General features: G+C 56.7%; 25 protein-coding genes, 1 pseudogene and 1 riboswitch. Of the genes and pseudogenes, 15 read left to right on the top strand and 11 right to left on the bottom strand.

Annotated features, from left to right (window positions below; translation table 11 throughout):
- Positions 1-1,485 carry an aminotransferase-like domain-containing protein gene (locus HH216_RS02470; protein ID WP_254448656.1) on the bottom strand — a complete coding sequence of 495 codons (1,485 nt, stop codon included), beginning with the start codon at positions 1,483-1,485 and terminating at the stop codon, positions 1-3.
- Positions 1,486-1,619: 134 nt separating this feature from the next.
- On the opposite strand from HH216_RS02470, the gene HH216_RS02465 reads away from it, so the two are divergent.
- The gene (locus tag HH216_RS02465; protein ID WP_169549350.1) at positions 1,620-2,837 is read left to right on the top strand and encodes an aminotransferase class V-fold PLP-dependent enzyme; all 1,218 of its coding nucleotides are present in this window, start codon (positions 1,620-1,622) and stop codon (positions 2,835-2,837) included.
- An 86-nt stretch (positions 2,838-2,923) separates the two neighbouring features.
- Here HH216_RS02465 and HH216_RS02460 read toward each other — a convergent pair whose 3' ends face one another.
- Positions 2,924-3,661, bottom strand: a complete 738-nt coding sequence (locus HH216_RS02460) for a DUF6503 family protein (protein WP_169549349.1) — start codon at positions 3,659-3,661, stop codon at positions 2,924-2,926.
- Positions 3,662-3,759: 98 nt separating this feature from the next.
- On the opposite strand from HH216_RS02460, the gene HH216_RS02455 reads away from it, so the two are divergent.
- Positions 3,760-4,662, top strand: coding sequence for a tyrosine-type recombinase/integrase (locus HH216_RS02455; RefSeq protein ID WP_169553243.1), 903 nt, complete (start codon positions 3,760-3,762; stop codon positions 4,660-4,662).
- A gap of 29 nt (positions 4,663-4,691) precedes the next feature.
- A complete protein-coding gene (locus tag HH216_RS02450) occupies positions 4,692-5,366 on the top strand; it encodes an EboA domain-containing protein (protein ID WP_169549348.1) in 675 nt (224 codons plus the stop codon).
- A 101-nt stretch (positions 5,367-5,467) separates the two neighbouring features.
- On the opposite strand, the gene HH216_RS02445 is transcribed toward HH216_RS02450, so the two are convergent.
- A complete protein-coding gene (locus HH216_RS02445) occupies positions 5,468-6,133 on the bottom strand; it encodes a hypothetical protein (protein ID WP_169549347.1) in 666 nt (221 codons plus the stop codon).
- A gap of 9 nt (positions 6,134-6,142) precedes the next feature.
- Complete coding sequence (locus HH216_RS02440; protein WP_169549346.1) at positions 6,143-6,862, bottom strand: DUF4136 domain-containing protein; 720 nt, start codon at positions 6,860-6,862, stop codon at positions 6,143-6,145.
- Between the two features lie 160 nt (positions 6,863-7,022).
- Between HH216_RS02440 and HH216_RS02435 the strand changes: the two genes are divergently transcribed.
- The 6 genes from HH216_RS02435 to HH216_RS02410 all read left to right on the top strand — a co-directional run bounded on the left by HH216_RS02435 (position 7,023) and on the right by HH216_RS02410 (position 13,372).
- Positions 7,023-7,955, top strand: a complete 933-nt coding sequence (locus HH216_RS02435) for a TatD family hydrolase (protein ID WP_169549345.1) — start codon at positions 7,023-7,025, stop codon at positions 7,953-7,955.
- Positions 7,956-8,247: 292 nt separating this feature from the next.
- On the top strand, positions 8,248-9,111 hold the full coding sequence (locus HH216_RS02430) for a tetratricopeptide repeat protein (protein WP_169549344.1): 864 nt from the start codon (positions 8,248-8,250) through the stop codon (positions 9,109-9,111).
- 27 nt (positions 9,112-9,138) lie between these two features.
- The gene (gene eboC, locus HH216_RS02425; RefSeq protein WP_169549343.1) at positions 9,139-10,014 is read left to right on the top strand and encodes a UbiA-like protein EboC; all 876 of its coding nucleotides are present in this window, start codon (positions 9,139-9,141) and stop codon (positions 10,012-10,014) included.
- 125 nt (positions 10,015-10,139) lie between these two features.
- Entirely contained in the window at positions 10,140-10,964 is an 825-nt protein-coding gene (locus tag HH216_RS02420) for a 5'-methylthioadenosine/adenosylhomocysteine nucleosidase (RefSeq protein ID WP_169549342.1), read from the top strand.
- 96 nt (positions 10,965-11,060) lie between these two features.
- Entirely contained in the window at positions 11,061-12,257 is a 1,197-nt protein-coding gene (locus tag HH216_RS02415) for a glycoside hydrolase family 1 protein (RefSeq protein ID WP_169549341.1), read from the top strand.
- Positions 12,258-12,283: 26 nt separating this feature from the next.
- Positions 12,284-13,372 carry a lipase family protein gene (locus tag HH216_RS02410; RefSeq protein ID WP_169549340.1) on the top strand — a complete coding sequence of 363 codons (1,089 nt, stop codon included), beginning with the start codon at positions 12,284-12,286 and terminating at the stop codon, positions 13,370-13,372.
- A 162-nt stretch (positions 13,373-13,534) separates the two neighbouring features.
- Here HH216_RS02410 and HH216_RS02405 read toward each other — a convergent pair whose 3' ends face one another.
- The 3 genes from HH216_RS02405 to HH216_RS02395 form a co-directional block, all read right to left on the bottom strand.
- On the bottom strand, positions 13,535-13,990 hold the full coding sequence (locus HH216_RS02405; protein WP_169549339.1) for a response regulator: 456 nt from the start codon (positions 13,988-13,990) through the stop codon (positions 13,535-13,537).
- Positions 13,991-14,016: 26 nt separating this feature from the next.
- Positions 14,017-14,487, bottom strand: a complete 471-nt coding sequence (locus HH216_RS02400; RefSeq protein ID WP_169549338.1) for a response regulator — start codon at positions 14,485-14,487, stop codon at positions 14,017-14,019.
- Between the two features lie 140 nt (positions 14,488-14,627).
- A complete protein-coding gene (locus HH216_RS02395) occupies positions 14,628-15,704 on the bottom strand; it encodes a homoserine O-acetyltransferase family protein (protein ID WP_169549337.1) in 1,077 nt (358 codons plus the stop codon).
- A gap of 171 nt (positions 15,705-15,875) precedes the next feature.
- Positions 15,876-16,003: riboswitch (SAM riboswitch) on the bottom strand.
- 185 nt (positions 16,004-16,188) lie between these two features.
- On the opposite strand from HH216_RS02395, the gene HH216_RS02390 reads away from it, so the two are divergent.
- Positions 16,189-16,518, top strand: coding sequence for a DUF721 domain-containing protein (locus HH216_RS02390; protein ID WP_169549336.1), 330 nt, complete (start codon positions 16,189-16,191; stop codon positions 16,516-16,518).
- A 68-nt stretch (positions 16,519-16,586) separates the two neighbouring features.
- Here the strand turns inward: HH216_RS02390 and HH216_RS02385 are convergent, their stop codons facing one another.
- Positions 16,587-17,387: a polysaccharide deacetylase family protein gene (locus tag HH216_RS02385; RefSeq protein ID WP_169549335.1), complete on the bottom strand. Its 801-nt coding sequence runs from the start codon at positions 17,385-17,387 to the stop codon at positions 16,587-16,589.
- On the bottom strand, positions 17,336-18,340 hold the full coding sequence (locus HH216_RS02380) for a glycosyltransferase family 2 protein (protein WP_254448655.1): 1,005 nt from the start codon (positions 18,338-18,340) through the stop codon (positions 17,336-17,338). The genes HH216_RS02385 and HH216_RS02380 overlap by 52 nt, the downstream gene beginning before the upstream one ends.
- A 226-nt stretch (positions 18,341-18,566) precedes the next feature.
- On the opposite strand from HH216_RS02380, the gene HH216_RS02375 reads away from it, so the two are divergent.
- The 3 genes and pseudogenes from HH216_RS02375 to HH216_RS02365 all read left to right on the top strand — a co-directional run bounded on the left by HH216_RS02375 (position 18,567) and on the right by HH216_RS02365 (position 21,446).
- On the top strand, positions 18,567-19,574 hold the full coding sequence (locus HH216_RS02375; protein ID WP_169549334.1) for an ion channel: 1,008 nt from the start codon (positions 18,567-18,569) through the stop codon (positions 19,572-19,574).
- 101 nt (positions 19,575-19,675) lie between these two features.
- Positions 19,676-20,571 (top strand): annotated as a pseudogene (locus HH216_RS26855) (S66 peptidase family protein).
- A 98-nt stretch (positions 20,572-20,669) separates the two neighbouring features.
- Positions 20,670-21,446 carry a hypothetical protein gene (locus tag HH216_RS02365; RefSeq protein WP_169549333.1) on the top strand — a complete coding sequence of 259 codons (777 nt, stop codon included), beginning with the start codon at positions 20,670-20,672 and terminating at the stop codon, positions 21,444-21,446.
- A gap of 3 nt (positions 21,447-21,449) precedes the next feature.
- On the opposite strand, the gene HH216_RS02360 is transcribed toward HH216_RS02365, so the two are convergent.
- Entirely contained in the window at positions 21,450-22,031 is a 582-nt protein-coding gene (locus HH216_RS02360) for a hypothetical protein (protein WP_169549332.1), read from the bottom strand.
- Between the two features lie 59 nt (positions 22,032-22,090).
- Positions 22,091-22,858, bottom strand: a complete 768-nt coding sequence (locus tag HH216_RS02355; protein WP_169549331.1) for a class I SAM-dependent methyltransferase — start codon at positions 22,856-22,858, stop codon at positions 22,091-22,093.
- Positions 22,859-23,107: 249 nt separating this feature from the next.
- Here HH216_RS02355 and HH216_RS02350 point away from each other — a divergent pair, with 249 nt between their 5' ends.
- A complete protein-coding gene (locus tag HH216_RS02350) occupies positions 23,108-24,496 on the top strand; it encodes a GWxTD domain-containing protein (protein ID WP_169549330.1) in 1,389 nt (462 codons plus the stop codon).
- The gene (rlmB, locus tag HH216_RS02345; protein ID WP_169549329.1) at positions 24,469-25,293 is read left to right on the top strand and encodes a 23S rRNA (guanosine(2251)-2'-O)-methyltransferase RlmB; all 825 of its coding nucleotides are present in this window, start codon (positions 24,469-24,471) and stop codon (positions 25,291-25,293) included. Before HH216_RS02350 ends, rlmB begins: the two co-directional genes overlap by 28 nt.
- The last annotated feature ends 5 nt before the right edge of the window (positions 25,294-25,298 follow it).

The following is a 25,298-nucleotide window of genomic DNA, read 5'->3' as shown; positions in this document are numbered from 1 at the left end:
CTAACCGGCGTAGTACTGGCTGACGAATTGCCCGATCTGCTGCAAACCCGCTTCGACGCGCTGATCGTAGGTCATACCGTAGCTGAGTCGTAGGCAGTTGGCGTATTGCGGCTGGAGCGAAAACATACTCCCCGGCATGATACTGATTTTCTGAAGTAACAAATCTTCGCAAAGCGACACCGTATCAATGGCTGGGTCGAGTTCGAGCCACAGGGAGAAGCTTCCTTGTGGCTCACTTATTCTTGTGCCTGCCGGAAACGACGCCCGAATCGTTTGCTGGTATCGCACACAGTTGCTCTTCAGCGTTTTACGCAGGCGGTGCAGGTGTAATTCGTAGCGGTCGTTGGCCAGAAAATGGGCGATAGCCTGCTGCGTGATGCCCGGCGATACACCCGCCTGAAATCGTTTGAGTTGTAATAGGGCGTCGTAGTAGCGGCCGGGGGCCACCCAGCCCACCCGATAACCCGGTGCCAGCGTCTTGCTGAACGAACCACACCACAGCACCAACCCCTGCCGGTCGTAAGCTTTGCAGGGTACGGGCCGGTGCGAGGCATAGTGCAGGTCGCCGTACAGATCATCTTCGATAAGTGGCACCTGATACGTTTCCAGCAGGCGTACCAGCTGCTGTTTACCAGTGTCGGTCATGCAACTACCCAGCGGATTGCTGAAGTTTGTGACGAACAAACAGGCCTGCACCCGCCCCGCTTTCAGGTGGCCGTCCAGCGTTGGTAGGTCAATACCGGTCAGCGGGTCCGTTGGAAGTTCCAGCACCTGCAATTCCAGCGACAGCACTGTTTGGAGAATGCCGAAGTACGCCGGGCTTTCCACGGCTACCGTGTCGCCCGGCTTCGTTACGGCTTTCAGGCATAGCGTCAACGCGGCCGTACAGCCTTCCGTCGTGATTAGCTCATCGGCCGTTAGGTTGCCGCCCCAGAACATCGTGTGTCGGGCAATCTGCTGGCGCAGAGCGAGATTTCCCGGTATGGCGTCGTAGCCGATTCCCGCGTTGGGCATGGTGCGCAGTGCCTGTTGCAACGCCTTGTTCAGTTTCTGAATCGGAATCAGGCCGGGAGCCGGGACGTTCATGGAAAACGGTAGCCAGTCGGGTTGGTTTTGCAGCCCGATCAGCCGAAGCAGCAGCGAATCCTTGGCGGGTTGGTCAGACTGATGCGTGCCGGGGGTTGGCTGTGAATGGTGCGGCAGCGCATCCTGTCGACGGCTGCGACTTCGTGCGTAATAGCCTGACTGCGGGCGGGCTTCGACCAATCCTTCCGATTCCAGACAATAGTAGGCCTGTTGCACCGTATTGATGCTGACCCGAAGCTCCCGACTAAGCGTACGAACAGACGGCAGCTTGACATCATCGTCCAGTTGCCCGAGTCGCAGCTTGTCGCCGAGCTGACGCGCAATGGTCTGGTATTTAGGCGTTCGACTGGTCATGGCGTTCGGGTTATGACGAATGAGCAGCCGCAAAAGTAAGTGCATAAACTGTACTAGGCCAGATACACAATGAGCGAAAAATAGCCGTACAGTTTATAAATCAATCTGGTCAACTGTACGACCCGAAAAAGGCGGGAGTGTATCTGGTGCCACGTTGACAAATACCCGTCTTTTGCCCCATGCAAACAGATCAAGTGATACCCATTGATAAGAATACGGTTCGGGCTGATACGCCTGGTTTGGCTACTGCAACACTGTTCATGAACAGCGCCGGGGCTTCGCTGATGCCCCGCCCCGTCATAACGGCCATGCAGGACTATCTGCATCTGGAAACGCAGGTGGGCGGCTACGAAACCGAACGGGTACGGGCCGATCACATGGCGCAGTTGTACGGCGAAATAGCCAAACTGATTAACGCCCGCCCCGACAACATCGCGTTCTCATACAGCGCAATGGCTGCTTACACGCAGGCGCTGTCGGCAATCCCGTTCCAACCGGGCGATGTTATCCTGACTACTACCAACGATTACATTTCCAATCAGCTCGCGTTCCTGAGTATGCAACAGCGGTTGGGTATCCGGCTCATCCGAATTAATGACCTCGACAACGGCGATCTCGACCTGATGCACCTTGAACAGCTGATTCAGCAACACCACCCGGTGCTGGTCGCGATTACGCATATCCCCACCAATTCGGGCATAGTGCAGCCTGCCGAACTGATCGGGGCTATCTGTAGCCGGTACGATTGCTGGTATCTGCTCGATGCGGCTCAGTCAGCAGGGCAACTACCGCTCGATGTCGAACGAATTCAGGCTGATTTTCTGGTCGCGACGGGTCGTAAGTTTCTGCGGGGACCGCGTAACACCGGCTTTCTCTATGTGTCGGACAAGGTGCTGGCAACTGGTCTGACACCGCTTTTCGTCGACCGCCAGGGTGCCGACTGGACTAGCCCCGATACGTTTGCCGTGCGGGCGAATGCAAAGCGATTCGAGCCACAGGAAAAGTCGCTGTCTGTCGTCGGGCTGGTGGAGGCTGTGCGGTACGCCAACCAGCTTGGTATCGAAGCAATTGCGCAGGTAAATCAGGTATTGATGCAGCGATTACGGACGGGGCTTAGTCAGATCGACGGAATTGACCTGACGGATTTAGGGTCGGTACAGAGTAACATCCTGACGTTCCACTCGACGCGTCAGCCGCTGGCGACACTGGACACGGCCCTCCGGCAGGGCGGGGTTTTATTCACGGTGCAGCACAAACAGGGCGCTATCATCGACTTCACGCGAAAAGGCATCGACTGGATTATCCGGCTAGCTCCGCATTATTTTAATACAGAAGCGGAAATCGACGCAGTGGTCGAACTGGTCGATCAGGCCGTTACGCTACCCCCCGCCCCCTGAGAGGTTGTTTGGGGAATTGTTCTTGTCATCTTGACGACAGGGGGGATCTCCGCTAGTCGGTGGATTTGTTTGCTAGTGCTGCGGTACTAAGGTTTGGGTAAGGGCGTGACCTGAATATTTTTCTGTTCGATACGCGATAGTTCGACCATCTGCCGGGCCTGATACCGCCGGGCGTAGGTGGCCACATCGAGCGTGTCGGCGTCGGACTTGTAGTTGATGTAATCCTGAAACCGGATACCTGCCACCGTCTGCGGATGAATGGCCCGACGGAAGCGGGGGCCACCTTCGCTGTAGGCGAGGCAGTCGAGGGTGTAGGTGCGCTGATTGAACCAGTACACAAACGTGTCGCCGTGGTCTTTGCCCCCGCCGTCGGCCCGGAATTTCACCTGCACCTTGTCGTACGTCTGCCCGTCGATCTGTTCGGAACCCAGCAGCGTCGGTACTACGGCGGGGTCGTGCAGTTTCCAGGGTAGGAGCACGAAGTACGCAATTGAGTTGACCGAGCGGCTGTACTTACCCACCTGTGCCGTGTCGAGCACTTGCGGCTTACCGTCGATATGGCGGGTGAAACCGTCGTTGGTCAGTACATCGCGCACGAGTTGGCCGGTCGAGTCGGGCTGCGTTCGCTCGTACCGGAACCGCCCGCCTTGCTGCTCCAATACCAGATGGGCCTTTCGAAAGTCGAACGAAATACGGGTGTTGTTGATCGCATCGCCCCCGTGGGCCGCAATGGCCTGATCGATCAACGACTGAGCAGGGTCCTGTGGCGACTGGCAGGCCATGAGGCTGGACAGCAATAAAACGACGATGGGCAGCAGGCGCATAGTGGGGCAGGTTGAGTGCGGCAAACCTACGAAAAGCCGCTTGAATCGACCAACCGACGCGAGATGGTTTGTACATTCGCTGGATGAACCCGCTGCCGATGAATCAGACCGACGATTTCCTGAAACATATCCGTTTTGAAAAGCGGCTGAGTCAGCACACCCTAACGGCCTACACCGGCGACATGGCGCAGTTCAGCCAGTTTCTGACGACGGAATGTAACGTCGATCAGCCCGAACGCGCTGATTTCCGGCACATCCGGTCGTGGATCGTCAGCATGGTTGAGGGGGGGATGGACAAGACGTCGGTGAACCGGAAGATCGCGACGCTGCGGGCGTTTTTCGGTTACCTGCTGCGCCGGAAGGTGATCGCCGTTGACCCGATGACCAAGATTCAGGCGCTGAAGATGTCGCGCAAGCTGCCGGTTTACGTCGAGGAAAAGCCGATGGAAACGCTGCTCGACGAGGTCGAGTTTCCCGACACGTTTGAGGGGCTGCGCGATAAGCTGGTGATCGAACTGCTCTACGGTACGGGCATCCGGCTCAGCGAACTCATCGGCCTGAAAACCGTCGACGTCAATCTCTACAATCGCACGATCACAGTGCTGGGTAAGCGCAACAAACACCGGCTGATCCCGCTGACGCAAACGCTGTATGACCTGATTCAGCAGTACACCACGCTGAAGGAAACTGAGTTCAACGGGCAGGCCGACGCTACGGTGCTGATCGTGAGCGACAAAGGCGTTGGCGCGTACCCGGTACTGATTCAGCGCATCGTAAAAAAGCATCTGTCGGTCGTGACGACGCTGGAGAAGAAAAGCCCACACGTACTGCGCCATACGTTTGCGACGCACCTGCTCAACCGGGGGGGCGACCTCAACGCGATCAAGGATTTGCTGGGCCACAGCAGCCTGGCCGCAACGCAGATTTACACGCACACCAGCCTGGAGCAGTTGAAGAAAACCTACGATCAGGCGCACCCCAAAGCCAAAAAAGACGGGTAGAAAGGGGAGGGGCGTCGTATTTTTACAGCATGACAATTCTTGCCATGAGCCAGACGCTGCTCTACCTGCTGGAGCAGCAACCCGATTCAGCAGCGGGGGTGCAGTACCTGCGCGAGCAAACCGATCAGCTTCAGATCGAACCCAAACCGGCCCTGTTTTATCGCGTCTTTACGGCCATGCCCCGCTACGTTGGTCGGCAGGTGATCGAGGTGCCGCAGGACATGGCGTTTGCCATCGAGCGCATCCGTCCCGACTTTACCGTGGCTGGCTGGACCCGCGACCGACTGGCGCGGGTGTGGTGGCTGCTGCAACTCCCCGCCGACGATGAGGAGCGGTACGTCAGCACGATTACGCAACTGTTCAAAGCCGCTGAACTTAACGAGTTGGTGGCCCTGTATTCTGCCCTGCCAGTGCTGTCGTACCCCGAACGCTGGCGGTTTCAGGCGACCGAAGGCATCCGTAACAACATCGCCGATGTGCAATCGGCGATCATGCTGCACAACCCATACCCCGCCGAGCAGTTCGACGAAGCGGCCTGGAATCAACTGATTCTGAAAGCGTTCTTCACCGACAAAGACATTACTCAGATCACGGGTCTGCACGAACGCAAAAACGCCCGACTCGCCCAGACGCTGACCGATTACGCGGCCGAACGGCGAGCTGCCGGGCGTTCACTGCCCCCGCATATTGGGGAGCTAATGTGAGGCAGGTTTAAAGTCTAAGGTTTAACGTTTAAGGTTGGCTACCGCATGGATTACGTGCGGTAGCCAACCTTAAACGTTAAACTACAAACCTTAAACCCGACCTAATACCAGCGATAAATAAGCCCGGCGGAGAGCATGAGCGAGGGGGCGTTGTTGGGTAGCTGACCGTAGTTGAAGAATACGTTCTGGTACTGCGCCTGAATCTCGGCACCGAATTTCTGCTCCGGCCGGCCGTAGAACTTTAACCCGATCGCCGGAGCAATAGCACCTTTAAAGCCTTTGCTCTGATCGGCCAACGCGCCGAAATAGTTGATGTAATCGACGAAGGCACCGCCCCCGGCAATCTGCACGTAGGGACGAATTGCCCCTGAATTCTGAGCGAAATAGTACGACAGCGACGCCATCACCGGAATCACGCTGAAGGTGCGTGTCTGTACCGCCGAAATAGTTTGATCGCCGTAGTAGATGGTCTGCCGGGGAAGTCGCTCGCTGGTGTACTGATAGCCTGATTTCAGACCAATCGAAAAACGCTGCGGAAACAGCCACTCGCCGTCGAGGGCCAGGTTCGTCGCCGATGTGCCGCTGGTGTATGTTTTCAGGCCACCCATCGGGAGGGCAACACCGTAGCGGGCTGACAGATTGAACGTTACGTATCGGTCGTATTCCGACACGCTTTCATAAACGTAGGGGCGCTCAGGGGTAGTCTGAGCCAGGGCCGGAAGTGCCAGCGTGATCGCCAGCAAAGCCGGAAGCATATAACGATTCATGGGTGATGCTTAGTTAGGTCGCAGGTAAGACGACTGGTTGAAAATGGCCGTGGTAGCGGCATCGACCGACTGCGTATCCGTAATGTCGTCGCCCCGTACGGTCGCGTCGTAGACAACGTTGAGTTGCGGCTGGGTGGTACCTGTCCCGGTTCCTGTTCCAGTGCCGGTACCCGTTCCAGTACCTGTCCCGGCTCCAGCAGGTGCGTTCTTCAGATCGACCGCCTGAATCTCCCAGTACCGGTCCGTCACCTGATACGTGTAGTAAGTTGGGTAGTACGGGTAGTAGCCACCGAATCCGCCATAGCCAAAGCCGCCACCCCAGTAATTTGAGTAATACGAGCCGTACGGATCGACGCCAACGCCCGTATACCGGTTATTGACCTTGATAACGGCTACCCCCAGATCGGCTTTCTGACCAGCCGCCACGCGGGTGAAGCCACGAGCGGTCAGGGCAGCGGCAACGTTCGAGACAAATCGACTTTCAACGCTGCCGAGCGAGGTCGTGTAGCCGGTATTCGATTCGACCACCACGGAGTCGGGCAGGCTGAAGGTTTTGTACTGGCTGAAGTTGACCGAGCGGTCGTAGTTGGTGATGTATACCTGCGATTGGTCGGGCGTCAGGTCGTTAATTGCATCTTTATTACAGGCAGTTAACCCGGTGCCAATAGCCAGTGTAGCTGCGATACCCAGTAGCCACCGGGCGGATCGCGCTGATTGAGATCGTACCATATCAGTATTTGTTGTTTACTGTTTATAAAACGAATCCGGTGCGGATTGGGTTGTGAATTGTGCATTAAAAAAGGATTCGGCGGGGCAATCTCATCCGACCGTATCTTTGCTGACGCCAGCATGTAAACGCTGGCGTTGACGTTTCCAAACCCACTCTGTTATGGACTTTATGGACTCTATTCGCGGCATGTCGTTCTTCGATATGCACGTACACATGACCTCCCGCACTACCGACGACTATCAGGCGATGGCCGACGCGGGCGTGGTGGCGATGATTGAACCGGCGTTCTGGCTGGGGCAGCCCCGCACCGGCGTCGACTCGTTCCGCGATTACTTTGCCAGCCTCGTGGGGTGGGAGCGGTTCCGGGCGTCGCAGTTCGGTATCCGGCACTACTGCACCATCGGCCTGAACTCGAAAGAAGCCAATCAGGAAGAGCTGGCCGAGCAGGTGATGGAGATTCTACCGCTGTTTATTTACAAAGAAGGCGTCGTTGGCATCGGTGAAATCGGTTTCGACGATCAGACGGTCTCCGAAGAAAAATACTACCGCGCCCAGCTCGATCTGGCGAAAGAAGCGGGCCTGCCGGTGCAGATTCACACGCCCCACCGCGACAAAAAACAGGGCACAAGCCGGAGTATGGACATCGCCATCGAGCACGGTATCGACCCCGGCATGGTGATCGTTGACCACAACAACGAAGAAACGGTTCGCGAAACGCTGGACCGGGGCTTCTGGGCGGGCTTTACTATCTATCCGTTCACCAAAATGGGCAACGAGCGGATGGTCGAGATCGTGAAGCAGTACGGCCCCGAACGTATCATGATCAACTCCGCTGCCGACTGGGGCATCAGCGACCCGCTGGCCGTCCCGAAAACGGCTGCGCTGATGAAGCAGCACGGCATTTCCGACGAAGCTATCCGGCTCGTCACGTTTACTAACGCCGTTACGGCTTTCGCCCAGAGCGGGCAGCTAAGTCTGGACGAGCTGAGCCAGCCGCTGGGCATTGATCAAAGTCAGCGGTTCAACGGCAGTTCGGTGCTGCGTGGTGGGCAGGCTCCCCGCGTCGATAAGGAATCGACCATTATCCGGTAGCGGTTGAAATTACCCCCAGCCCCCTGAAGGGCAGGGCTGTTAAGTTCTTGTATTAGCTTAGATAGCTAGCAAATTTCCTTCGGCCCGTTTACCCCCAGCCCCCTGAAGGGGGAGCGTTCCGCAAATGAACCGCTCCCCCTTCAGGGGGCTGGGGGGTAATTTCAGCCATTGACAGACTTGTGGATATTGGTTGTGCCTTTTGTCTCAAAAAGGCACCCGAATAGGCTGAATAGAAGCCTGAATCTGGAATGACTATAGGCCAACCAGTGTTGTATGGTAAACCAGACGACCCATGCTGGAACTAACCGCCCTGACCGCTTTTGTCGGTTATATTATTTACCTGCGTTACTACGCCGATCAGCGGACGGCCGCCCAAAAAGAAGCCGACCGTCTCCGCGATGGAATCAATCTGTACGATGGTGGACAGACGGCGGATGCACTGGCGTATTTCAACGCGGCTCTGGCGGAGCAGCCCAAATCGAGCGTGGCGTATCTGTACCGGGCCCGGATTTACCACGATCTGGGTGATCCGGCAGCAGCATTGACCGACCTGAACCGGGGGAAAAGCTACGACGACACCGTGTCTGAGCTGCATCTGGAAACGGGTAAAATCCATTACGAACAGGGCGACTACGAGCAGGCATTCACCGATTTCGACAAAGCCGTTTTTCATAACAGCACCGATCTGCCCGAACCATACCGATGGCGGGGTATGGCGGGGCAGAAGCTGCGCCGTACCGATCTGAGCCGTAGTGATCTGGAACGGGCCGATACACTGGCAAACGCGGCAACCGTACCGATTGGCGGTGAACCCGCACCCACCGCTTTTTTCGATCGGCGGTTCGTGCTGCACATGGGGCTGGTCGTGCTGACGAGTACGCTGCTGCTGCTGATTATCAAGCGCAGCAATGTCATTCACTGGCCGTATCTGGCAGCCGCCATTGTGGGTGTGCTGATCGGCTTTCTGGAAACCCGCAAAGGGTGGGCGCTGGCTATCGAGCAGGCGCTGCTACTCTGGCTGGGGTACACGTTTGTGCTGGGTCCGGCTGTGGGTGGACACCGGCAGGATCTCGAAAATTTTAGCCTGTACGGCTCCATCGGTCTGACATTCATCGGCAGTCTGTTGGGTAGTGTCATCAAACGGGCGCAGGGCTGACCCGCCGACTTTTACTGTTTATCAACTATGCTCAAAGCATTGCTTTCGCTGACTCGTCCGGCCAACCTCGTCACCGCCATCGCCGACGTGCTGGCGGGTATGGCTATCGCGGGGTATTTCGCAACCAACAGTCCCGCCCCCGCCCCGATTGGCTGGCTGGCGCTTGCTACAGTTGGTCTGTACGGGGGGGGCGTCGTATTCAACGACGTGTTCGATGCCGAACTCGACGCTGTCGAGCGACCCGAACGACCCATTCCGAGTGGCGTCGTCAGCAAAGGCGCGGCTGCCGGGCTAGGGGCTGGGCTGTATGCGCTAGGTGTAATTACGGCGTTTCTGGTCAACAACACGGCGGGGTTGCTGGCGCTGGCTATCGTTGTCGTATCGCTTGTGTATGACCGGTTTGGCAAACATCATTCGCTGGCTGGCCCGCTGAACATGGGCTTGTGTCGGGGACTTAACCTGCTGCTGGGCGTCAGCATCCTGCCCGATCAACTGATGCCCTGGCTGTGGGTCGGTATCATTCCGATTATTTACATCGCGGCTATCACCATGATCAGTCGGGGCGAAGTACACGGCGGTAGTCCGGTGGTGCTGCGCGTGGCCGGATTACTCTACGCGCTGGTTATCGGCTGCGTGGCCGCGCTGGCGCAGGACCGGCAGCAACTCGGCACGGCTTTCCCGTTTCTGGCTCTGTTTGGCTATTATATTTTCCCTCCGCTCTGGCAGGCCGTCCGCGAACCGATTGGCCCCAACATTGGCCGGGCCGTGAAAGCCGGTGTGCTATCGCTGATTGTGATGAACGCGGCCTGGGTAGCGGCTTTTGCGTCGTTTCCGCTGGCTATGCTGGTGTTTTGTCTGCTGCCCTTATCGCGGTTGCTGGCTAAGGTCTTCGCTGTGACGTAGTTTTTTAAACACAGAGGCACAGAGATTTACACGGAGAACACTGAGGTTTCGCGTATTTTCACAGATGTTATGACCTCTGTGCTCTCTGTGCTTATCTCCGTCCCTCTGTGTTTAACTAAAATTCTATGCTCAAATACCTGCTACTCGCTTTCGCCTTTCTCATTCAGCCCGCTTACGCACAACGCTACAAAACCCGGCCCGTGACGGGCTTGCTGGGGGCGTTTGGGGCGGAGGTCGCGCTGGTGAAGCAGTCGCTGAAAAAGCCGAAAGAGGTTGTTGTAGACGGTATCGTGTTCACAACCGGACAATTAGGGAAGCAACGCGTCGTGGTGGCCGAAACGGGAATCGGTAAGGTGAATGCCGCCATGACAACGGCCCTGTTGCTCGACCACTTCCGGCCCCGGCGGGTGCTGTTTACCGGTATCGCGGGCGGCACTAATCCCGATCTGCAACCCGGCGACATCGTTATCGCCAGCCGCACGGCCCACCACGATTACAGTTCGGTTACCGATAAAAATACGCCTGTCCGGCAAACGCGCGACGCCATCACCCGGCAGTTCAATCCGCTGTATTTTCCGGCCGATTCGACCCTGCTGGGGCTGGCGCAGCGGGTGAGCGGTGCCGTAACATTGGAGGGAATTCCCCTGGCCGACGGTGGAGTGTCGAACCGGCCGGTGCGGGTGATGACGGGTACGGTTGTGACGGGCGACGTGTTTGTGGCGTCGGCGGCAAAGGGAGTTAGCCTGCGGACGGACTTCGGTGCCGATGCGACCGAAATGGAAGGCGCGGCCGTAGCGCAGGTATGCTATCAGCTTCAGGTACCGCACCTCATTATCCGCAGCCTGAGCGACCGCGCCGATGCCGAAGCGCACATCGCCTACGACAAATTTTACCCGACAGCTGCCCGCAATTCGGCCAAACTCGTGCTGGCTATCGTGCAGGGATTATAGCTCCTTTAGCTCACAAAGTAGCCGGTAAGTTTGCCTACCGTCCCATTTTTAGGCACCTTTGGTAATCACTCGCACAGTCCGTAGACTGTTTTCCTCATGCCCTCAACGTTATCTGTATCGACCACCGGGAATCCATTTCGTTCGTTCTGGTGGGCCGGTTACGAGTGTACCGATCAACTCAACGCTTTTGGTAATCGCGTCGATTTTCTGCCCCTGACGGGCCACCTGCAACTCATTCAGCAGGATTACGAAGACCTGAAACAGTTCGACCTGCGTACCGTCCGGGAAGGCATCCGCTGGAGTCAGGTCGAAAAAACGGCGTATCAGTACGACTGGCGCACGGTCGAGTCGATGCTTGCCGAAGGCCACCGGCAGGGTATTCAACAAGTTTGGGACTTGTGCCACTTCGGCTACCCCGACGACCTGACACCCCTGCACCCGATGTTTGCCCGGCGCTTTGCCGCGCTGGGTCGGGCATTCGTTCGATTTTACCGCGACCTGTATCCCGACGAGCCGCTGATTGTAACGCCGATCAACGAAGTGAGTTTCATGTCGTGGCTGGGTGGCGATGCCCGCGGCACATCGCCGTACTGCACGAAACAGGGCTGGGAAGTGAAGCGCGGACTGATGCGCGGCTACATCGAGTGCGTGGCGGCCATGCGCGAAATCGACCCGTCGATTCGTATTCTGACCACCGAACCATTGGTGCATATCGTGCCACCTTTGCCGGCCACCAAAGCCGAACGGGACAGAGCCGCCGAAGGGCACAATAACCAGTTTCAGTCCGTCGATATGTTGGCGGGTCGGATTTCGCCCGAGCTGGGCGGGTCGCCTGAATTTCTGGATATTCTGGGCTTCAACTATTATTACAACAATCAGTGGATCAGCGGTACGCACACGTTCCTGGGCTGGGCCGACGCCGTGCCCGACCCGCGCTGGGTACCGCTGCGGAAACTGCTGATCGAAGCCCACGATCGCTACAAACGACCCATCGCCCTAACCGAAACCAGCCACCCCGGTATTGACCGGCCGCAGTGGATTCGGATGATCGGGCAGGAATGCGCAGCTGCTTTACTCGCGGGCGTACCGCTGTGGGGCGTCTGCCTGTATCCAATTGTCGACCGGCCCGATTGGGATCACCTCACGCCCTGGCACAAGTCGGGCCTGTGGGATGCTGACTTGTCGACAACCCCGCCGGGGCGCGTGCTCTACCAACCCTATGCCGATGCGCTGTTGCAGGCGCAGGCCGAAGTGGCTCCGCTGCTGCCCGTAGCCGAGCAATTGCTGATCTGAATCTATCCACAAGAATGCGGTAAACGATGAAAAACGGACTGTTGGTGCTCCTTGCCTGCCTGAGTTTGACCCACATCGCACAGGCGCAGAAATTGAAACCCGGCTTCGACAAAGCTGAATACGTTGAACTGCTAAGCGTATTCGCCAAACAGGTCGATACGCTGCCCGCCAACACGCCGATACCGAAGCCGCAGCGCTTCGCCCGGCTGTACCGTTCACCCATCGTGGGGCTGGATAACCGCTGGGAACTCTGGTCCAGCCCCGATTCAGTGGGCGTCATCAGCATCCGGGGTACAACGCTGAATCCGGTGGGCTGGCTCGAAAATTTCTACGCGGCTATGGTGCCCGCCAAAGGAAATATCGTGATGACCAACGATTACAAGTTCGATTACCAGCTGGCCAATGATCCCCGCGCGGCCGTACACATTGGCTGGCTGATCGGCACGGCGTTTCTGGCGCAGGACATCATGCCCCGGCTCGATTCCTGCGTACGGAAAGGGATCACTAATTTCTACGTGATGGGCCACAGTCAGGGCGGGGCTATTGCGTATCTGATGACGGCGCACCTGAAGCAGCTACAGCGGTCGGGGAAAATTCCGGCGTCGGTTCAGTTCAAAACCTATTGCAGTGCCGCGCCCAAACCGGGCAACCTACAGTTTGCCTACGAATACGAAGCGATGGCGGTCGGCGGGTGGTCGTTCAACGTGGTCAACGCGGCCGACTGGGTGCCGGAGATGCCGATTACGATTCAGACGCTCGACGATTTCAACCCGGTCAATCCGTTTGCGAATGCGCCTGCACTGATCAAAAAGCAGAAGTTTCCAAAAAATCTGGCCTTGCGGTACGTGTTTAACCGGCTGTCGAAACCGGCGCAGAAAGCAAGTAAAGTCTATCGAAAATACCTGGGTGAGTACGCCAGTCGGTATGTCAAAACCAACCTGAAAGAGTACGTGCCGCCGACGTTTCATCAGTCGAGCGACTACGTCCGTACCGGCACGATCATATCGCTTGTTCCCGACGAAGCCTACTATAAAAAGTACCCGCAGGAACGCGAGAAGATATTCACCAATCATCTGCTGCCGCCGTACTTCGATCTGGTGCGTCTGCTACCCTGACCGAGCTAGCTGTTAGCCGCATCGAGCGGTTGTATTATATCCGGCAGCTTCCAGCTGTCGGAGCCGTCAGGCTAAATGGCCAGAGCACTGTTAGCCGCTATCGCGGCCCCGACAGCTGGAAGCTGCCGGATACAACGTAATCACTTAACAGCCGTTAGCCGCTTACCAATTGCGCAGGTAAGGGCTGAAAAACTTGTCGAACAACTGCCGATAATCGTCCAGCCGTTCGGGTTTGGTGATGCAGCCGTTAGCCCCGCTGGCGAGGGCTTCCTGGATAAGGGAATCGTTGTCTTCCTCCGTAAACAGCAGAATAGGGATCGTGTCCCAGTTGTGATTCTGACGGATGGCTTTCACAGTCTCCAGACCATTCAGTCGGGGCATGTGCATATCCAGGATCAGCAGCCAGTGTACATCCTCGTCGTTCCGCGACTCCCTATTATCGAGTAAATAATCGACAACGTACTGTCCATCAACAAATTCCCGGACGGGTAGGGGGCGTTGCTGCTGCGACAGGGCCGCACGCATCAGCAGTAGCTCATCCGGGTCGTCATCGGCTACCACGTAGCATACAGGGTACAGTTCTTCTTCGGGTAGGTAGTGGTCTTTCTTGTTGTACATTACGATGAGTTCGTGAAAAGAGCAGGTTATAACGATTGGTCCGCCTGACTGCTGTAATCAGGCCACTGACTGGAATCGACGGCCAGCCAGGGCGCAAAGTGTCGATCGAAAAGCGGCCCATAGTCCTGCATCGATGTCGGCTTGACCAGATAGCCGTTGGCCCCTTTTTCCAGTGATAACTGCCGCGTGACGTCGTCGTCGGCTGTCGACAGCATCAGCACAGGCAACTTGGCCCAGTGAGGGTCCTGCCGAAGCGTTTGCAGGGCATCGAGTCCGTTCATGCGGGGCATGTTTACGTCCATAATAACCAGCCAGTGCATGTCTTCGTCGGGGCGGGCACTGGTATCCTGCGACAGGTAGTCAATCAATTCCTGACCGTCAGAAAATTCAAGCACGGGTAGTGTGCGCTGTGACTGCTCGAGGGCAAGGCGCATCAACAGGCGGTCGTCCTCATCATCATCGACCACCACGTAGGATAGTTCACAATGACTATTCATAAACGTAATCGAATTTCAAAAGTAGAATGACTTACACAGGTAGAATCAACTACACGTATGAAGAAATAGTTATACCCTTTCCTGAGCCGATAGGTCTTTGGCCAGTTCAACAGTAGCGGTCAATCCAGCTTCTCGTTCGGTCAGGCCGGGTTTGTACGTACGGTGCCCGGTTGGGCCACGTCGAGGGACGCTGTCCAGGTACGGATCAGGGCCGTCAGCGGTCGAAACTCAATCAGAAAGCCGTCGTGGCCGTAAAGCGAGTCGATTTCCTGGTACGATGCGTTGGGGATGTGCCGGGCCAGAAACTGCTGCTCCGATGGGGGAAACAGCAGATCAGAGCGGATGCCGACAACCAGCGTGCGCGATTTTACCCGGCCCAGCGCCTGCGGTATGCTGCCCCGGTTCCGCCCGACGTTGTGCGAGTCCATCACCTTCGACAGCAGCCGGTAGGTAAAGGCGTTGTACCGGTCCACGATCTTGTCGCCCTGATACCGCTGGTACGTCGCGGCTTTGTAATCGTCGAGTTGTTCGTTGTTGTCGAGGGCCTGCGTAAAGCCGTAGGTGTCGTAGTTGCGGTACGAAATCATGGCCATAGCGCGGGCGGCTTTCATACCCATTGCCCCGGCGTCGGCGCGTCGTTCGGTCCAGGTGGGGTCGGCTTCGATGGCCATTCGCTGCGCTTCGTTGAAGGCAATGCACCAGGGCGACGCCACCGCGCCCGACGCAATCAGAATCAGGCGCTGAATCAGGTCGGGCTGGTCGATCGCCCATTCCAAGGCCTGCTCACCCCCCAACGACCCGCCAATGCAGGTATGGATACGGTCGATACCCAGTTCCTGCCGTAACAGGTCGAGGCTGTTTACGATGTCCCGCACGGTCACGACGGGGAAGTCGTGGTAAAACGGCTCTCCGGTGGCCGGATTCTCCGATAGTGGCCCCGACGAACCGTAGCAGGAGCCCAGCACGTTGGCGCACACGATAAAGTGCTTTTCCGGATCAAAAAATTTACCCGCGCCGACCATCCCGCCCCACCAGTCGCTCACATTGGCATTGCCCGTCAGGGCGTGGCAGATCCACACCACGTTCGACTGGCCGTTTTCCTGCCGCAGCGTTCCCTGCGTGGTGTAGGCCAGCCGAAAACCCGGCAGCGTTGCGCCCGATTCCAGTGGAAACGAATATTTGTAGTCGAAGTAGTGTATCGTCGATGGAGCAGACATGGGTTTTAAAAAATCCCCTTACGCCAGCGCAGCCAGTACAGTGGCGTTGCTGCTTACCGGCCAACAGGCGGTATGACAGCGTCACGCCCGGCGTCGGCGGTGCGATGCGGGGGTGATGTTTAGCGTACCCAGATGGGCAGGCAGGTGGTGCTGAAATACATAGTTAATACCGATTTATAGTCCCTAACGTCCGCTGCCAGCGTGGCAGTCGGCTGCTTTAGGCAGGAGTTAGCACCTTGCCGTGTGGTAGGTTGCCAGCGGTTCGCAGAGCCTGATCTCTCCCCGCTTCTGTATAAATCAACCCGCGCCGGGATACTGGGTGGCGCCTGACAATTGACTTGATACTGCAAGTATAGTACCCAGTCGTCAGGCCACCAAACACCCCACCCGATTTGTCGGTGCGTGGGTAAAAATCCCGTAAAATGTAATCAGGCGCGTTTAGTGTCCGGGTGGTTTTCTACATTTGTAAAGAGATCCAACGTCGATGAGCCAGCAAACCTACCGATACAACCGCGACAACGCCACCCGCGCGGCCGGTGTCACTTCCCTGAAAGATGCCATCGGGCAACTGCTGAAAGCGTATCAGCTTCAGGGGCGGTTCAACGAAACGTATCTGGAGGCTTTCTGGGGCCGTATGATGGGCCCCGCCATCGCGACCCGCACCAAACGGCTCTACGTCCGCGACGGTAAACTGTACATCGAACTTTCGTCGGCCCCGCTCCGCAACGAACTCGTCAACGCCAAGCAGAAGCTCATCCAGCTCGTCAACCGCGACATGGGCAGCGAGGTGATTACGGATGTGGTGTTTATTTAGTTTGAGGTTTAATGTCTAAGGTCTAAGGTTGTGCGTCTGGTGGTTGTGCGCGCCAGCAACGTTAAACCTTAGACATGAAACGTTAAACCCCTTGCAAATTCCCCCATTGTGCTGAATTCGCCCTGCGGTTTGAGGTAGCGGAGCAGGCTTTCGACCCGGTCGAGGAGTTCGTCGCGCGAATGGCGTTTGACGTAGGCCGGTATCTTTTCGTAGGCCGACAGATCGGTAAATTCCCACGGATGCACGTACAGATTCAGAAAACCGTCGGCCTTCAGGGTTTGTCGGCAAAGCTGTTTGTAGTACGCCCAGGGGAAGTTTTTCAGGCTCAGCCAAAACAACGGTAGCCGCAGCGTGGGTGTCACCGACGCGGGAATCTGCCAGACGCCCTGCTCGCGAAAGGGGTGTCGGGGTTCGCCCCAGTGATTGTACCGGCCCGGTAGCCAGGTTGGATGCAGTGAAGAATTGTACTGGTAACCAGCCTGCTGCACATCGGTGGGGTCGACGAAGCCCATGCGCGCGCGACGGAAACCGGTGATGGGTTGCCCCAGCAGCTTTTCCAGTTCCAGCCGCGACTTCAGCAGGTCGGCAGGTTCAAACGTGGTGTGGTAATAACCGTGCGAGGCAATCTCGTGCTTGTGCGACAGCGACCGGATCAGCTCGGTTTCGTGCAGGGCGTAATTGGCGGTAGTGAACAGCGTGGTGCGGGCACCTACGGCGTCGAAACGCTCAGCCAGCAGGCGCAGACCCCGCGTTGAAACGGCAATCTGCTCAGTCAGCGGGATGTCGTGGCCGAATTCAACGGCGGTATCGAACTCCTCTACGTCAACGGTGAATAAAATTTGCGGTCGGCTTCGTCCGGCTGTACCCATGTAGTCGTTTCGTCAATCTCGTCCGTATCGCCAATAATGTAGGCGGGTCTGTTTTTGACCTCGACGAACGTTTTGCCCAAATATACGCCGATAATGCCGATCATGATGAACTGCACCCCGCCGATGAGCACCGACAGCACGACGAGCGTTGTCCAGCCCGATACGGTAGCATCCGTAAAGAAATACTCGTAGGTCGCTTCGGCGCCGAACAGCAGCGCAAGCAGCGACATGCCGAAGCCGAGCAGCACCGACATGTACAGCGGCTTGGTCGAGAATGAGGTGATGCCCATTGCCGCCAGTTGCATCATCTTGCGCAGCGAATACTTCGACCGACCGGCGTAGCGGGCGGCTGGCTGGTACAGGATACGGCATTGCCGGAACCCAACCCACGAAATGGCCCCGCGCAGAAACAGATCGTTTTCTTTGAACTGCTTCAGCGTGTCGACCACTTTGCGGTCGAGCAGGCGAAAGTCGGCCGCGCCGTCTTCGATTTCCAGCCCAGACACGTTGCGGAGCATACTGTAAAATTTCCGCGAGCTGGTGCGTTTGAACCAGGATAGATTGGGATCCGGCTGGCGCACGGTGTAGACCACGTCGTATCCTTCGTGCCACTTGTCGATCAGCGCCGGAATCAGTTCGGGGGGGTGTTGTAGGTCGGCATCGAGGCAGATAACGGCGTCGCCACGGGCGTGGTCGTAACCGGCCCGAAGGGCCATCTGGTGGCCGAAGTTGCGCGAGAACGACAGAAACCGGACCGCCGGGTATTCCTGACTAAGCTGCCGCAGGACGTAGCGTGTCTGATCGGAACTGCCATCGTCGACGATCAAAATTTCATACGAGTCGTACGGTTCAAGCACTGCTGAGAGCCGTTGAACCAAAACGTGCAAATTTTCCTCTTCGTTGAAAGCGGGTACAACCACACTTATCATCCGCTGAGATAGTATTTTGTTCATAGGTTGGGGTAAGCAGGCAGTCAAACGGTAATGCCGTAGCGAAGTTAAGTACAACTACTTATATGTGCTATAGGTAGGTCGAAAGTCGTTGCGGCTGCTGTACAGTAACTGACAAACAGCAAATAAACTGAGGGTGACAAGCGCGGGTTCCCACTGATACAATGCTTAACATTACCACAACCTGTAGCCGGTTACGAATCTGTCTGCCTTTATATTTGACTAGTTTATGGAGCAGAAAAAAAACATCCGTCCCTCGTCTGATGAACCCGCACTGCACGGGGCCAACAGTCGACTGGTACAGCAGGAAGAGCAGCGGCAGGATCTGGGTTTTGGCACGAAACTCAACGACGCTTACTCGCGGCTGGTCAACAAAAACGGGAGCGTCAACATCAATCGGGTCAACGAGCGGTTCTGGGATCGGATTAATCTGTACAATCGCCTGATTACAATGTCGTGGTGGCATTTTCTGGGGTGGGTACTGGTTTTTTACTTTGTTGTGAATGGGGTTTTTGCCGGTACTTATCTGCTGGTAGGAGCCGAAAATCTACAGAGTAGTGTCAATGGTGAGCCCTATGGTTCGTTCTGGAAAGCGTTCTTTTTCAGTTCGCAGACCATGACTACGGTAGGCTACGGACACATTGCACCGGTCAATTTTCTATCCAGCATTGTTGCGGCCATGGAGTCGATGATCGGGTTACTATCCTTTGCCCTGGTAACGGGGCTGCTATACGGACGTTTCTCCCGTCCGCTGGCCCACGTACGCTTCTCCAAACAGTCTGTTTTCTCGCCTTACCTTGACGTGAATGCCTGGATGTTTCGGGTGGTCAATAACCGGGCAAACCAGTTGATCGACGTCGAAATGGAAGTGTCATTGTCGCGGCTGGAAACCAAACCCGACGGTACCCGATACCGGCGGTATCATGGGCTGAAGCTGGAGCGGAATAAAGTCGCGTTTTTTCCCACTAACTGGACGCTCGTGCATCCAATAACGGAGACTAGTCCGCTCTACGGTTGTACACCAGAAGAACTAGCTGAATCTGACGCGGAGTTTCTAATCCTGTTCCGGGCTATGGACGACACCTTTTCGCAGCAGGTACACAGCCGGACATCGTACCGATATGACGAGATTCAGTGGGGCTATAAATTTGTGCCCATGTTCGATAGTGCCCAGCACGGCATGGTCGCGCTGGACCTCGACAAACTAGACGATACCGCCCCGGCGGAGTTGAATTGATGGGTTTAAGGTTTGATGTATAAGGTTTAACGTTCAACGTTGATGTTGCCAGTGACTTTAAACATTAGACTTTGAACCTTAAACAGTAAACGCCCATTTCCTTGCTCATTCCCTCATTTTTACGTCCCGGCGATACGGTCGGGGTGGTGTCGCCCGCGAGCCGGGTGCCGTATGCTGAACTAACCGAAGGCCTGCGCATCCTGCGCGACGACTGGCAACTCAACGTGATCGAGGGCGACAGTCTGCACGCGACCGATGGGCCGTTTGCGGGCTCCGACGACCTGCGCCGTGCCGACCTGCAACGGCTGTTCGACGACCCGTCCGTTCGGGCGGTGTTTGCCTCACGTGGGGGCTACGGCTGCTACCGCATCGCCGACGACCTCGACCTGACGGGCCTGCTCCGGCACCCGAAATGGCTGGTTGGCTTCAGCGATGTTACGGCCCTTTTGAGTTTGTTGTACCGGCATGGCGTTGGCAGTCTGCACGGTATCATGCCCCGGCAGTTCGGCGATGTCGACCGGGCTGATTCGCTTGAATCGCTGCGGCAGTGGCTGTTTGGTGAATTGCCGGATCAGTATGCCATAGCGTCACACTCGCTGAACCGAACGGGTCAGGCAACGGGGCCGCTCGTGGGGGGAATCTGACGATGCTGATTAACTCCATCGGTACGCCGACCGATATCGACTACGACGGAACGGTGCTGTTTATCGAAGATATTGACGAAACGCTGTTCTCGCTCGACCGGATGATGCGGCAGCTACACCGGTCGGGTCGGCTGGCGAAGCTGGCGGGGCTGGTGGTGGGACAGTTTACCGATATGCGCCTGAATCCGTCGCTGCCGTTTGGGCAGGATGCCTACGAAATCATCGCCGATGTCGTGGCCGATTATAAGTACCCGGTGCTGTTTGACCTGCCAGCCGGTCACGTCGATTATAACCTGACGCTGCCCATCGGGCGCACTGTCCGGCTCGATGTGACAGGGGGGGCGGGCAAGTGATTTTTTAAACACAGAGAAACGGAGATTTCACGGAGATAACAGAGTAATATCCAGTGCTTATCTCCTCTCTATGTTCTCTGTGAAACCTCCATACCTCCGTGTTTAAACTCATAACTGCCTTATTGCTAATCACCCTGTTTGGCTGTTGTGCCAACGACGCTGACTTGCGGCAGTATCGGGTAGTTCGGGCGTCGCAAACGGGCTACGGGTCTAAACTGACAATAACGTACAGATACGATGAGCAGGGGCGGCTGGCTTCCATTGTCGACTATCCCGACACGATGGCAAGCGGCCCGACAACCGCTCAGACAACTGTCTACTACGACCCCGCTCAACCCACTCACATCGACCACGTCGACCGGCAACTGACGCAGCCTGCCATTGATGCCGATGGGCCGTTGACGGGCACGCGCCGGACATACGCCTACAATGCCAACGGGCAGCTTTCGACCGTCAGCGAGTCGAAAGCACAGGCCGATTTCGACCATCTCAAGCCGGTGCAGGTGTATCAGTACGTGTACGATGCCAACGGCCTGCCTGCCACGCTGACCATCACCGGCCCGGCACCGCGCTACGCCCGCGATATGTACAGCTTTACGTTTACCGATGGAAATGCCGCACTGATCGGTCTGACGAGCACGACGGCTTACACGACGGAGCCGCGCATCACGCAGGACACCACCCGCTTCGATGGTGCGCTCAACATCTACCGAAATTTCTTCGCGGTCTACCCCGGCATCACTTCGTTTAACCGTAATAATGTAATCACGAAAAACACAACTCACTATCACGACAGCCGTGGACTACTCATCCGGCGCGTCAAAACCGGCGTCTATATCGACGAAGTGACAACGTACTGGTATGAGGCCTATTGACCGTTAGAAGCGACGGCCCAGGCTGATGCCCACTAGCGAGCTGATACCAGCTTCGCCCAGGTTAGCCAGCCCGAATCGGCCGGCGGCAACAACACGGGTTGTCAGGGCGTATTCGTACTCAGCAGTCAGGTGATAGCCGACGTTTGTTTCGTTGATTTCGACATGGTCGATTGCCGGAGCGTTGCCCGGTACCAGGCTGATTTGCCGAACTACGTCGTCCTGCCGGTACCAGACAGATAGCCCTCCGCCGAGCCGTAGTGCATGGCGATAGCTGCGGATGAAATCGTAGGAGAGCGTCAGATCGGCAGTAACCCGCTGCCGGGGGCGACCGTCGAAAATGACGGGGGTGGACAGGGTGTACTGTCGGCGGTTCGCTACGTTGGCGTAGCCCAGCGTACCCGATAGAACGATGCGGTCCTGTGCCAGGTGGCGGTCGTAGCGGACCCAGTAGCGAAATCCCGTGTCGTCGGGGGCATCAAGACTCATAAAGTCGACACCGACCCGGCCCGTGTTCCGGTAATACTGAGCGTATGTCGACAAAGTCGACAGCAGAATCGCCGTCAGCGTAAGCAAAAACAGTCTCATGGCGTTGAGTTTACTTGATAGTCTATACTCTTACTAGTAAACTCATTGCGACGGTTAATCTACTTCGTCGCGATGTAGAAGAAGTCGAGGCTACCGGCGGGGTCGCGGCTGACGAGGTAGTCGGTGTAGTCGATTTCGGCGGCAATACCGCTGGCCTCGTGCAGCCGGTTGCGGTTCAGGCGGTTCATCAGGTCGTAAGGTACTTGCAGGAGTCGGCGGGGCAGGCGGTATTGCAGGTTGAAAATGTCGAAGCGGGTCAGCTTCTTCACCGATGCCTTGTTCTGCTCGTAGTAGGTCATCACCTTCTCGTTGCCGTGTACGCCCCGCGTTTCGACCGTCGGAAAGTACTTCCGCATCAGCGTTTTCAGTCCATCGGCGTAGTATTCCCGTACGTGCCAGGGGTTGCGCGTGAGCGAAAACGTTTTGTTGACCGTCGTTAGCAGCAGCTTACCACCCGGTTTCAGGACGCGATGCGCTTCCTTTACAAACAGATCGTCGTTTTCGATGTGCTCGATCACCTGAAAGGTCACGATAAAATCGAAGGTGTTATCGGGCAGGTTCGACAGGGGCGGGATGTTGGCCGCAATGAACGTCGACTGTGGGTATTCGGCGCTGAGGGCCGCAATCAGATCCGCATTTTTGTCGATGCCCGTATAATGGTCGGCCGCTTTGGTCAGTAGTTCGAGACCACGACCCCAGCCGCAGCCAATTTCGAGCAGATTACCGCTAACCAGCTGAGCCGCTTCAACGTAAGGAAACAGCAGCCGCTGGTGAACGGGATTGTCGGAAGCGATCTCGGCGGAGGTAATCTCGGTGGTCTTGTACATTGCTAACAGTCGGAAAAACGCAGCGTGGCAGGACGTTCCCTGCTGATGCGCTTGTAATTAAGCGACAAAAATACTCTTTTGCAGGGGCAAAGAAAACGGTGAGTGCCGAAACGGGGTTCGACTGGCTCGGGTAGTCGTAAAAATGGCGGCACCCGATAAGCGGAACCGCCTGCTTTTTTCGTTATAGACAACGAGTTGATACCGTTATCCGGTCGACGGCTCACTGAGGTTGATTCCCCACTACCAGTTATGCGAACGCTCTTTTACGGCCTGATTATACTAAGCCTGTCGGCCTGTGGGTCGATGAAAAAAACGCAGCAGCAACGCGTCAATACGGCCTATGAAGCCCGCACCGAAGCGTCGCGTCCGACCAGCACCCAGCCCAGAGCGGCTACCTTATCGTCGCCGTCAACGGCTCCTCCGCGTACGGTCGACGCTCCGGCTGCCGCGCCGACCGTGGCTGATCGCTCGTCGGGCTGGTCGGTCACCTCGATCAAGGGTAAGTTTCTGGCTATTGATAGCACGACGCTGCATGTCATACTTGATATGACAGCGCAGAAGCCGGAAGGCGGGCAGGCTGACCCTGCGCAGTTTGCCGAGCATTTTCAGATAGCCTACGTGATGTATCCGGATTATAACAACCGCGAACGGTTGGGCTACGGCAACATTCCGCTCGACGGACAGACCGTCAAAAAGCAGGGTAACCACCTGACTATTGCGTTCGACGTAAAGCGCCCCGCCAACCGCACCGATCTGGCTAATGCTGTACTGCTGACGGAGGTTACGGAAATTGCCAGCGGCAATAAGGCCCGCAATGATTTGCCGCTCCGGTTCCGGAATTTCCGGCTTAGCGACCGCTTCGCCCTGACGAACGCAACGGGGCAGGAGGTTGAGCTACGCAACTATGTCAACGCGGGCGACATGATTCAGCTGAGCGATCTGGCGAATACGAAGAAAACGTTGTACGGTGTTCGCTACCGGCACGATTTCGAAGCGGCTTCCTCGCCGATGAACACCTCCGCCCGTCCGGCCCCCAAGTCACTCGTGGTTGATTCGACGCTGACGATTACGACCAATCAGCCGTTTTCGCTACCCAGAGAAGGACTGTACTACTTCACTGAAGATACGACCGCCGACAACGGTATCGGGCTGGTAGTGACTGACAATCGCTTTCCGAAAATGACCCGGCCGGAGAAGCTGATCCGGCCCGTGCTGTACATGAGCACGAGCAGCGAAATCAACGAGATGACGCAGGCGCAGGACACCAAGAAAGCCCTCGACCGGTACTGGTTAAGTCTGATGTCGGGCAATGAAGAGACGGCCCGGCGCACGATCAAGGCGTATTACGACCGGGTGGAAGACGCCAACCGCTTGTTTACGACGTACAAGGAAGGCTGGAAAACCGACAAAGGCATGATCTATATCGTGCTCGGCCCACCCGACCGCATTCAGCGCAACCGTGAACGGGAAGTATGGGTATACAATCGACGGCCAAACGTGTCGGAGATTAACTTTACCTTTACCAAAAAATCGAATCAATTTGTCGAGGATCATTACGAACTGGTGCGCTTCATGGAGTACCAACCCGTCTGGTACCCGATTGTCGAAGCATGGAGAACCGGCGCAATTCGCGAGTAAATCGCCCCAACTATAAGCAGTATAACAAACCCGCTCAGACCGGCCCAAACCCGGATGAGATGGTATTCGGTATTCAGTCCGTACTGGAAACACTGCGCTCCGATCAGCAGATCGACAAGCTATATATGGAGAAGGGGCTGAGCAACCCTGATATTCAGAATCTGGCGTTTCAAAAGCGGGTGACGATACAGCGCGTACCACCCGAACGGCTCGACCGCCTGACGCGCAAGAACCACCAGGGCGTCGTCTGCCTGATTGCGCAGGTGCAGTACGTCAAGCTGTCGAACGTCATTGCTGACGTGTACGAGCGCGGTGAAACCCCGTTTTTCCTGCTCCTCGACCGTATTACCGACGTCCGTAATTTCGGAGCGATCGCCCGTACGGCCGAATGTACCGGGGTGCAGTGCATCGTGATACCGGGCCGGGGTGCCGCTGCCATTAACTCCGACGCGATGAAAACATCGTCGGGGGCACTGAACCACATATCCGTCTGCCGCGAACCCGACCTGACAGAAACGGTAAAATACTTACAGGAGTCAGGCATCACGATCGTGGCCTGTACCGAAAAATCGGCCCGTGACCTCTACGAGCGCACCACCGACCTGACCGGCCCAATGGCGATTATCATGGGTTCGGAGGAAGACGGTATCTCGCCCGAACTCCTGCGCATGGCCGACACCAACGTGAAGATTCCCCTGCTGGGCAGTGTCGGCTCGCTTAACGTATCCGTCGCGACGGGCGTCGTATTATACGAAGCCGTCCGTCAGCGGAGTATAGTTATTCAAACTGAATCCTAGCGCGT

This window comes from Spirosoma rhododendri, from assembly GCF_012849055.1.
Lineage (GTDB): Bacteria > Bacteroidota > Bacteroidia > Cytophagales > Spirosomataceae > Spirosoma > Spirosoma rhododendri.
This window is presented reverse-complemented; position numbering and strand designations above follow the sequence as displayed.

What these genes read in the sequence shown, in the direction of transcription:
- HH216_RS02410 (WP_169549340.1), top strand. Translation starts at nt 12,284, where the DNA reads ATGAAAAACGGACTGTTGGTGCTCCTTGCCTGCCTGAGTTTGACCCAC.
- HH216_RS02445 (WP_169549347.1), bottom strand. Translation starts at nt 6,133, where the DNA reads ATGAATCGTTATATGCTTCCGGCTTTGCTGGCGATCACGCTGGCACTT.
- eboC (WP_169549343.1), top strand. Translation starts at nt 9,139, where the DNA reads ATGCTCAAAGCATTGCTTTCGCTGACTCGTCCGGCCAACCTCGTCACC.
- HH216_RS02355 (WP_169549331.1), bottom strand. Translation starts at nt 22,858, where the DNA reads ATGTACAAGACCACCGAGATTACCTCCGCCGAGATCGCTTCCGACAAT.
- HH216_RS02385 (WP_169549335.1), bottom strand. Translation starts at nt 17,387, where the DNA reads ATGGGTACAGCCGGACGAAGCCGACCGCAAATTTTATTCACCGTTGAC.
- HH216_RS02440 (WP_169549346.1), bottom strand. Translation starts at nt 6,862, where the DNA reads ATGGTACGATCTCAATCAGCGCGATCCGCCCGGTGGCTACTGGGTATC.
- HH216_RS02395 (WP_169549337.1), bottom strand. Translation starts at nt 15,704, where the DNA reads ATGTCTGCTCCATCGACGATACACTACTTCGACTACAAATATTCGTTT.
- HH216_RS02400 (WP_169549338.1), bottom strand. Translation starts at nt 14,487, where the DNA reads ATGAATAGTCATTGTGAACTATCCTACGTGGTGGTCGATGATGATGAG.
- HH216_RS02350 (WP_169549330.1), top strand. Translation starts at nt 23,108, where the DNA reads ATGCGAACGCTCTTTTACGGCCTGATTATACTAAGCCTGTCGGCCTGT.
- HH216_RS02420 (WP_169549342.1), top strand. Translation starts at nt 10,140, where the DNA reads ATGCTCAAATACCTGCTACTCGCTTTCGCCTTTCTCATTCAGCCCGCT.
- rlmB (WP_169549329.1), top strand. Translation starts at nt 24,469, where the DNA reads ATGGAGAACCGGCGCAATTCGCGAGTAAATCGCCCCAACTATAAGCAG.
- HH216_RS02405 (WP_169549339.1), bottom strand. Translation starts at nt 13,990, where the DNA reads ATGTACAACAAGAAAGACCACTACCTACCCGAAGAAGAACTGTACCCT.
- HH216_RS02375 (WP_169549334.1), top strand. Translation starts at nt 18,567, where the DNA reads ATGGAGCAGAAAAAAAACATCCGTCCCTCGTCTGATGAACCCGCACTG.
- HH216_RS02380 (WP_254448655.1), bottom strand. Translation starts at nt 18,340, where the DNA reads ATGAACAAAATACTATCTCAGCGGATGATAAGTGTGGTTGTACCCGCT.
- HH216_RS02450 (WP_169549348.1), top strand. Translation starts at nt 4,692, where the DNA reads ATGACAATTCTTGCCATGAGCCAGACGCTGCTCTACCTGCTGGAGCAG.
- HH216_RS02460 (WP_169549349.1), bottom strand. Translation starts at nt 3,661, where the DNA reads ATGCGCCTGCTGCCCATCGTCGTTTTATTGCTGTCCAGCCTCATGGCC.
- HH216_RS02360 (WP_169549332.1), bottom strand. Translation starts at nt 22,031, where the DNA reads ATGAGACTGTTTTTGCTTACGCTGACGGCGATTCTGCTGTCGACTTTG.
- HH216_RS02470 (WP_254448656.1), bottom strand. Translation starts at nt 1,485, where the DNA reads ATGCACTTACTTTTGCGGCTGCTCATTCGTCATAACCCGAACGCCATG.
- HH216_RS02390 (WP_169549336.1), top strand. Translation starts at nt 16,189, where the DNA reads ATGAGCCAGCAAACCTACCGATACAACCGCGACAACGCCACCCGCGCG.
- HH216_RS02435 (WP_169549345.1), top strand. Translation starts at nt 7,023, where the DNA reads ATGGACTTTATGGACTCTATTCGCGGCATGTCGTTCTTCGATATGCAC.
- HH216_RS02455 (WP_169553243.1), top strand. Translation starts at nt 3,760, where the DNA reads ATGAATCAGACCGACGATTTCCTGAAACATATCCGTTTTGAAAAGCGG.
- HH216_RS02430 (WP_169549344.1), top strand. Translation starts at nt 8,248, where the DNA reads ATGCTGGAACTAACCGCCCTGACCGCTTTTGTCGGTTATATTATTTAC.
- HH216_RS02415 (WP_169549341.1), top strand. Translation starts at nt 11,061, where the DNA reads ATGCCCTCAACGTTATCTGTATCGACCACCGGGAATCCATTTCGTTCG.
- HH216_RS02465 (WP_169549350.1), top strand. Translation starts at nt 1,620, where the DNA reads ATGCAAACAGATCAAGTGATACCCATTGATAAGAATACGGTTCGGGCT.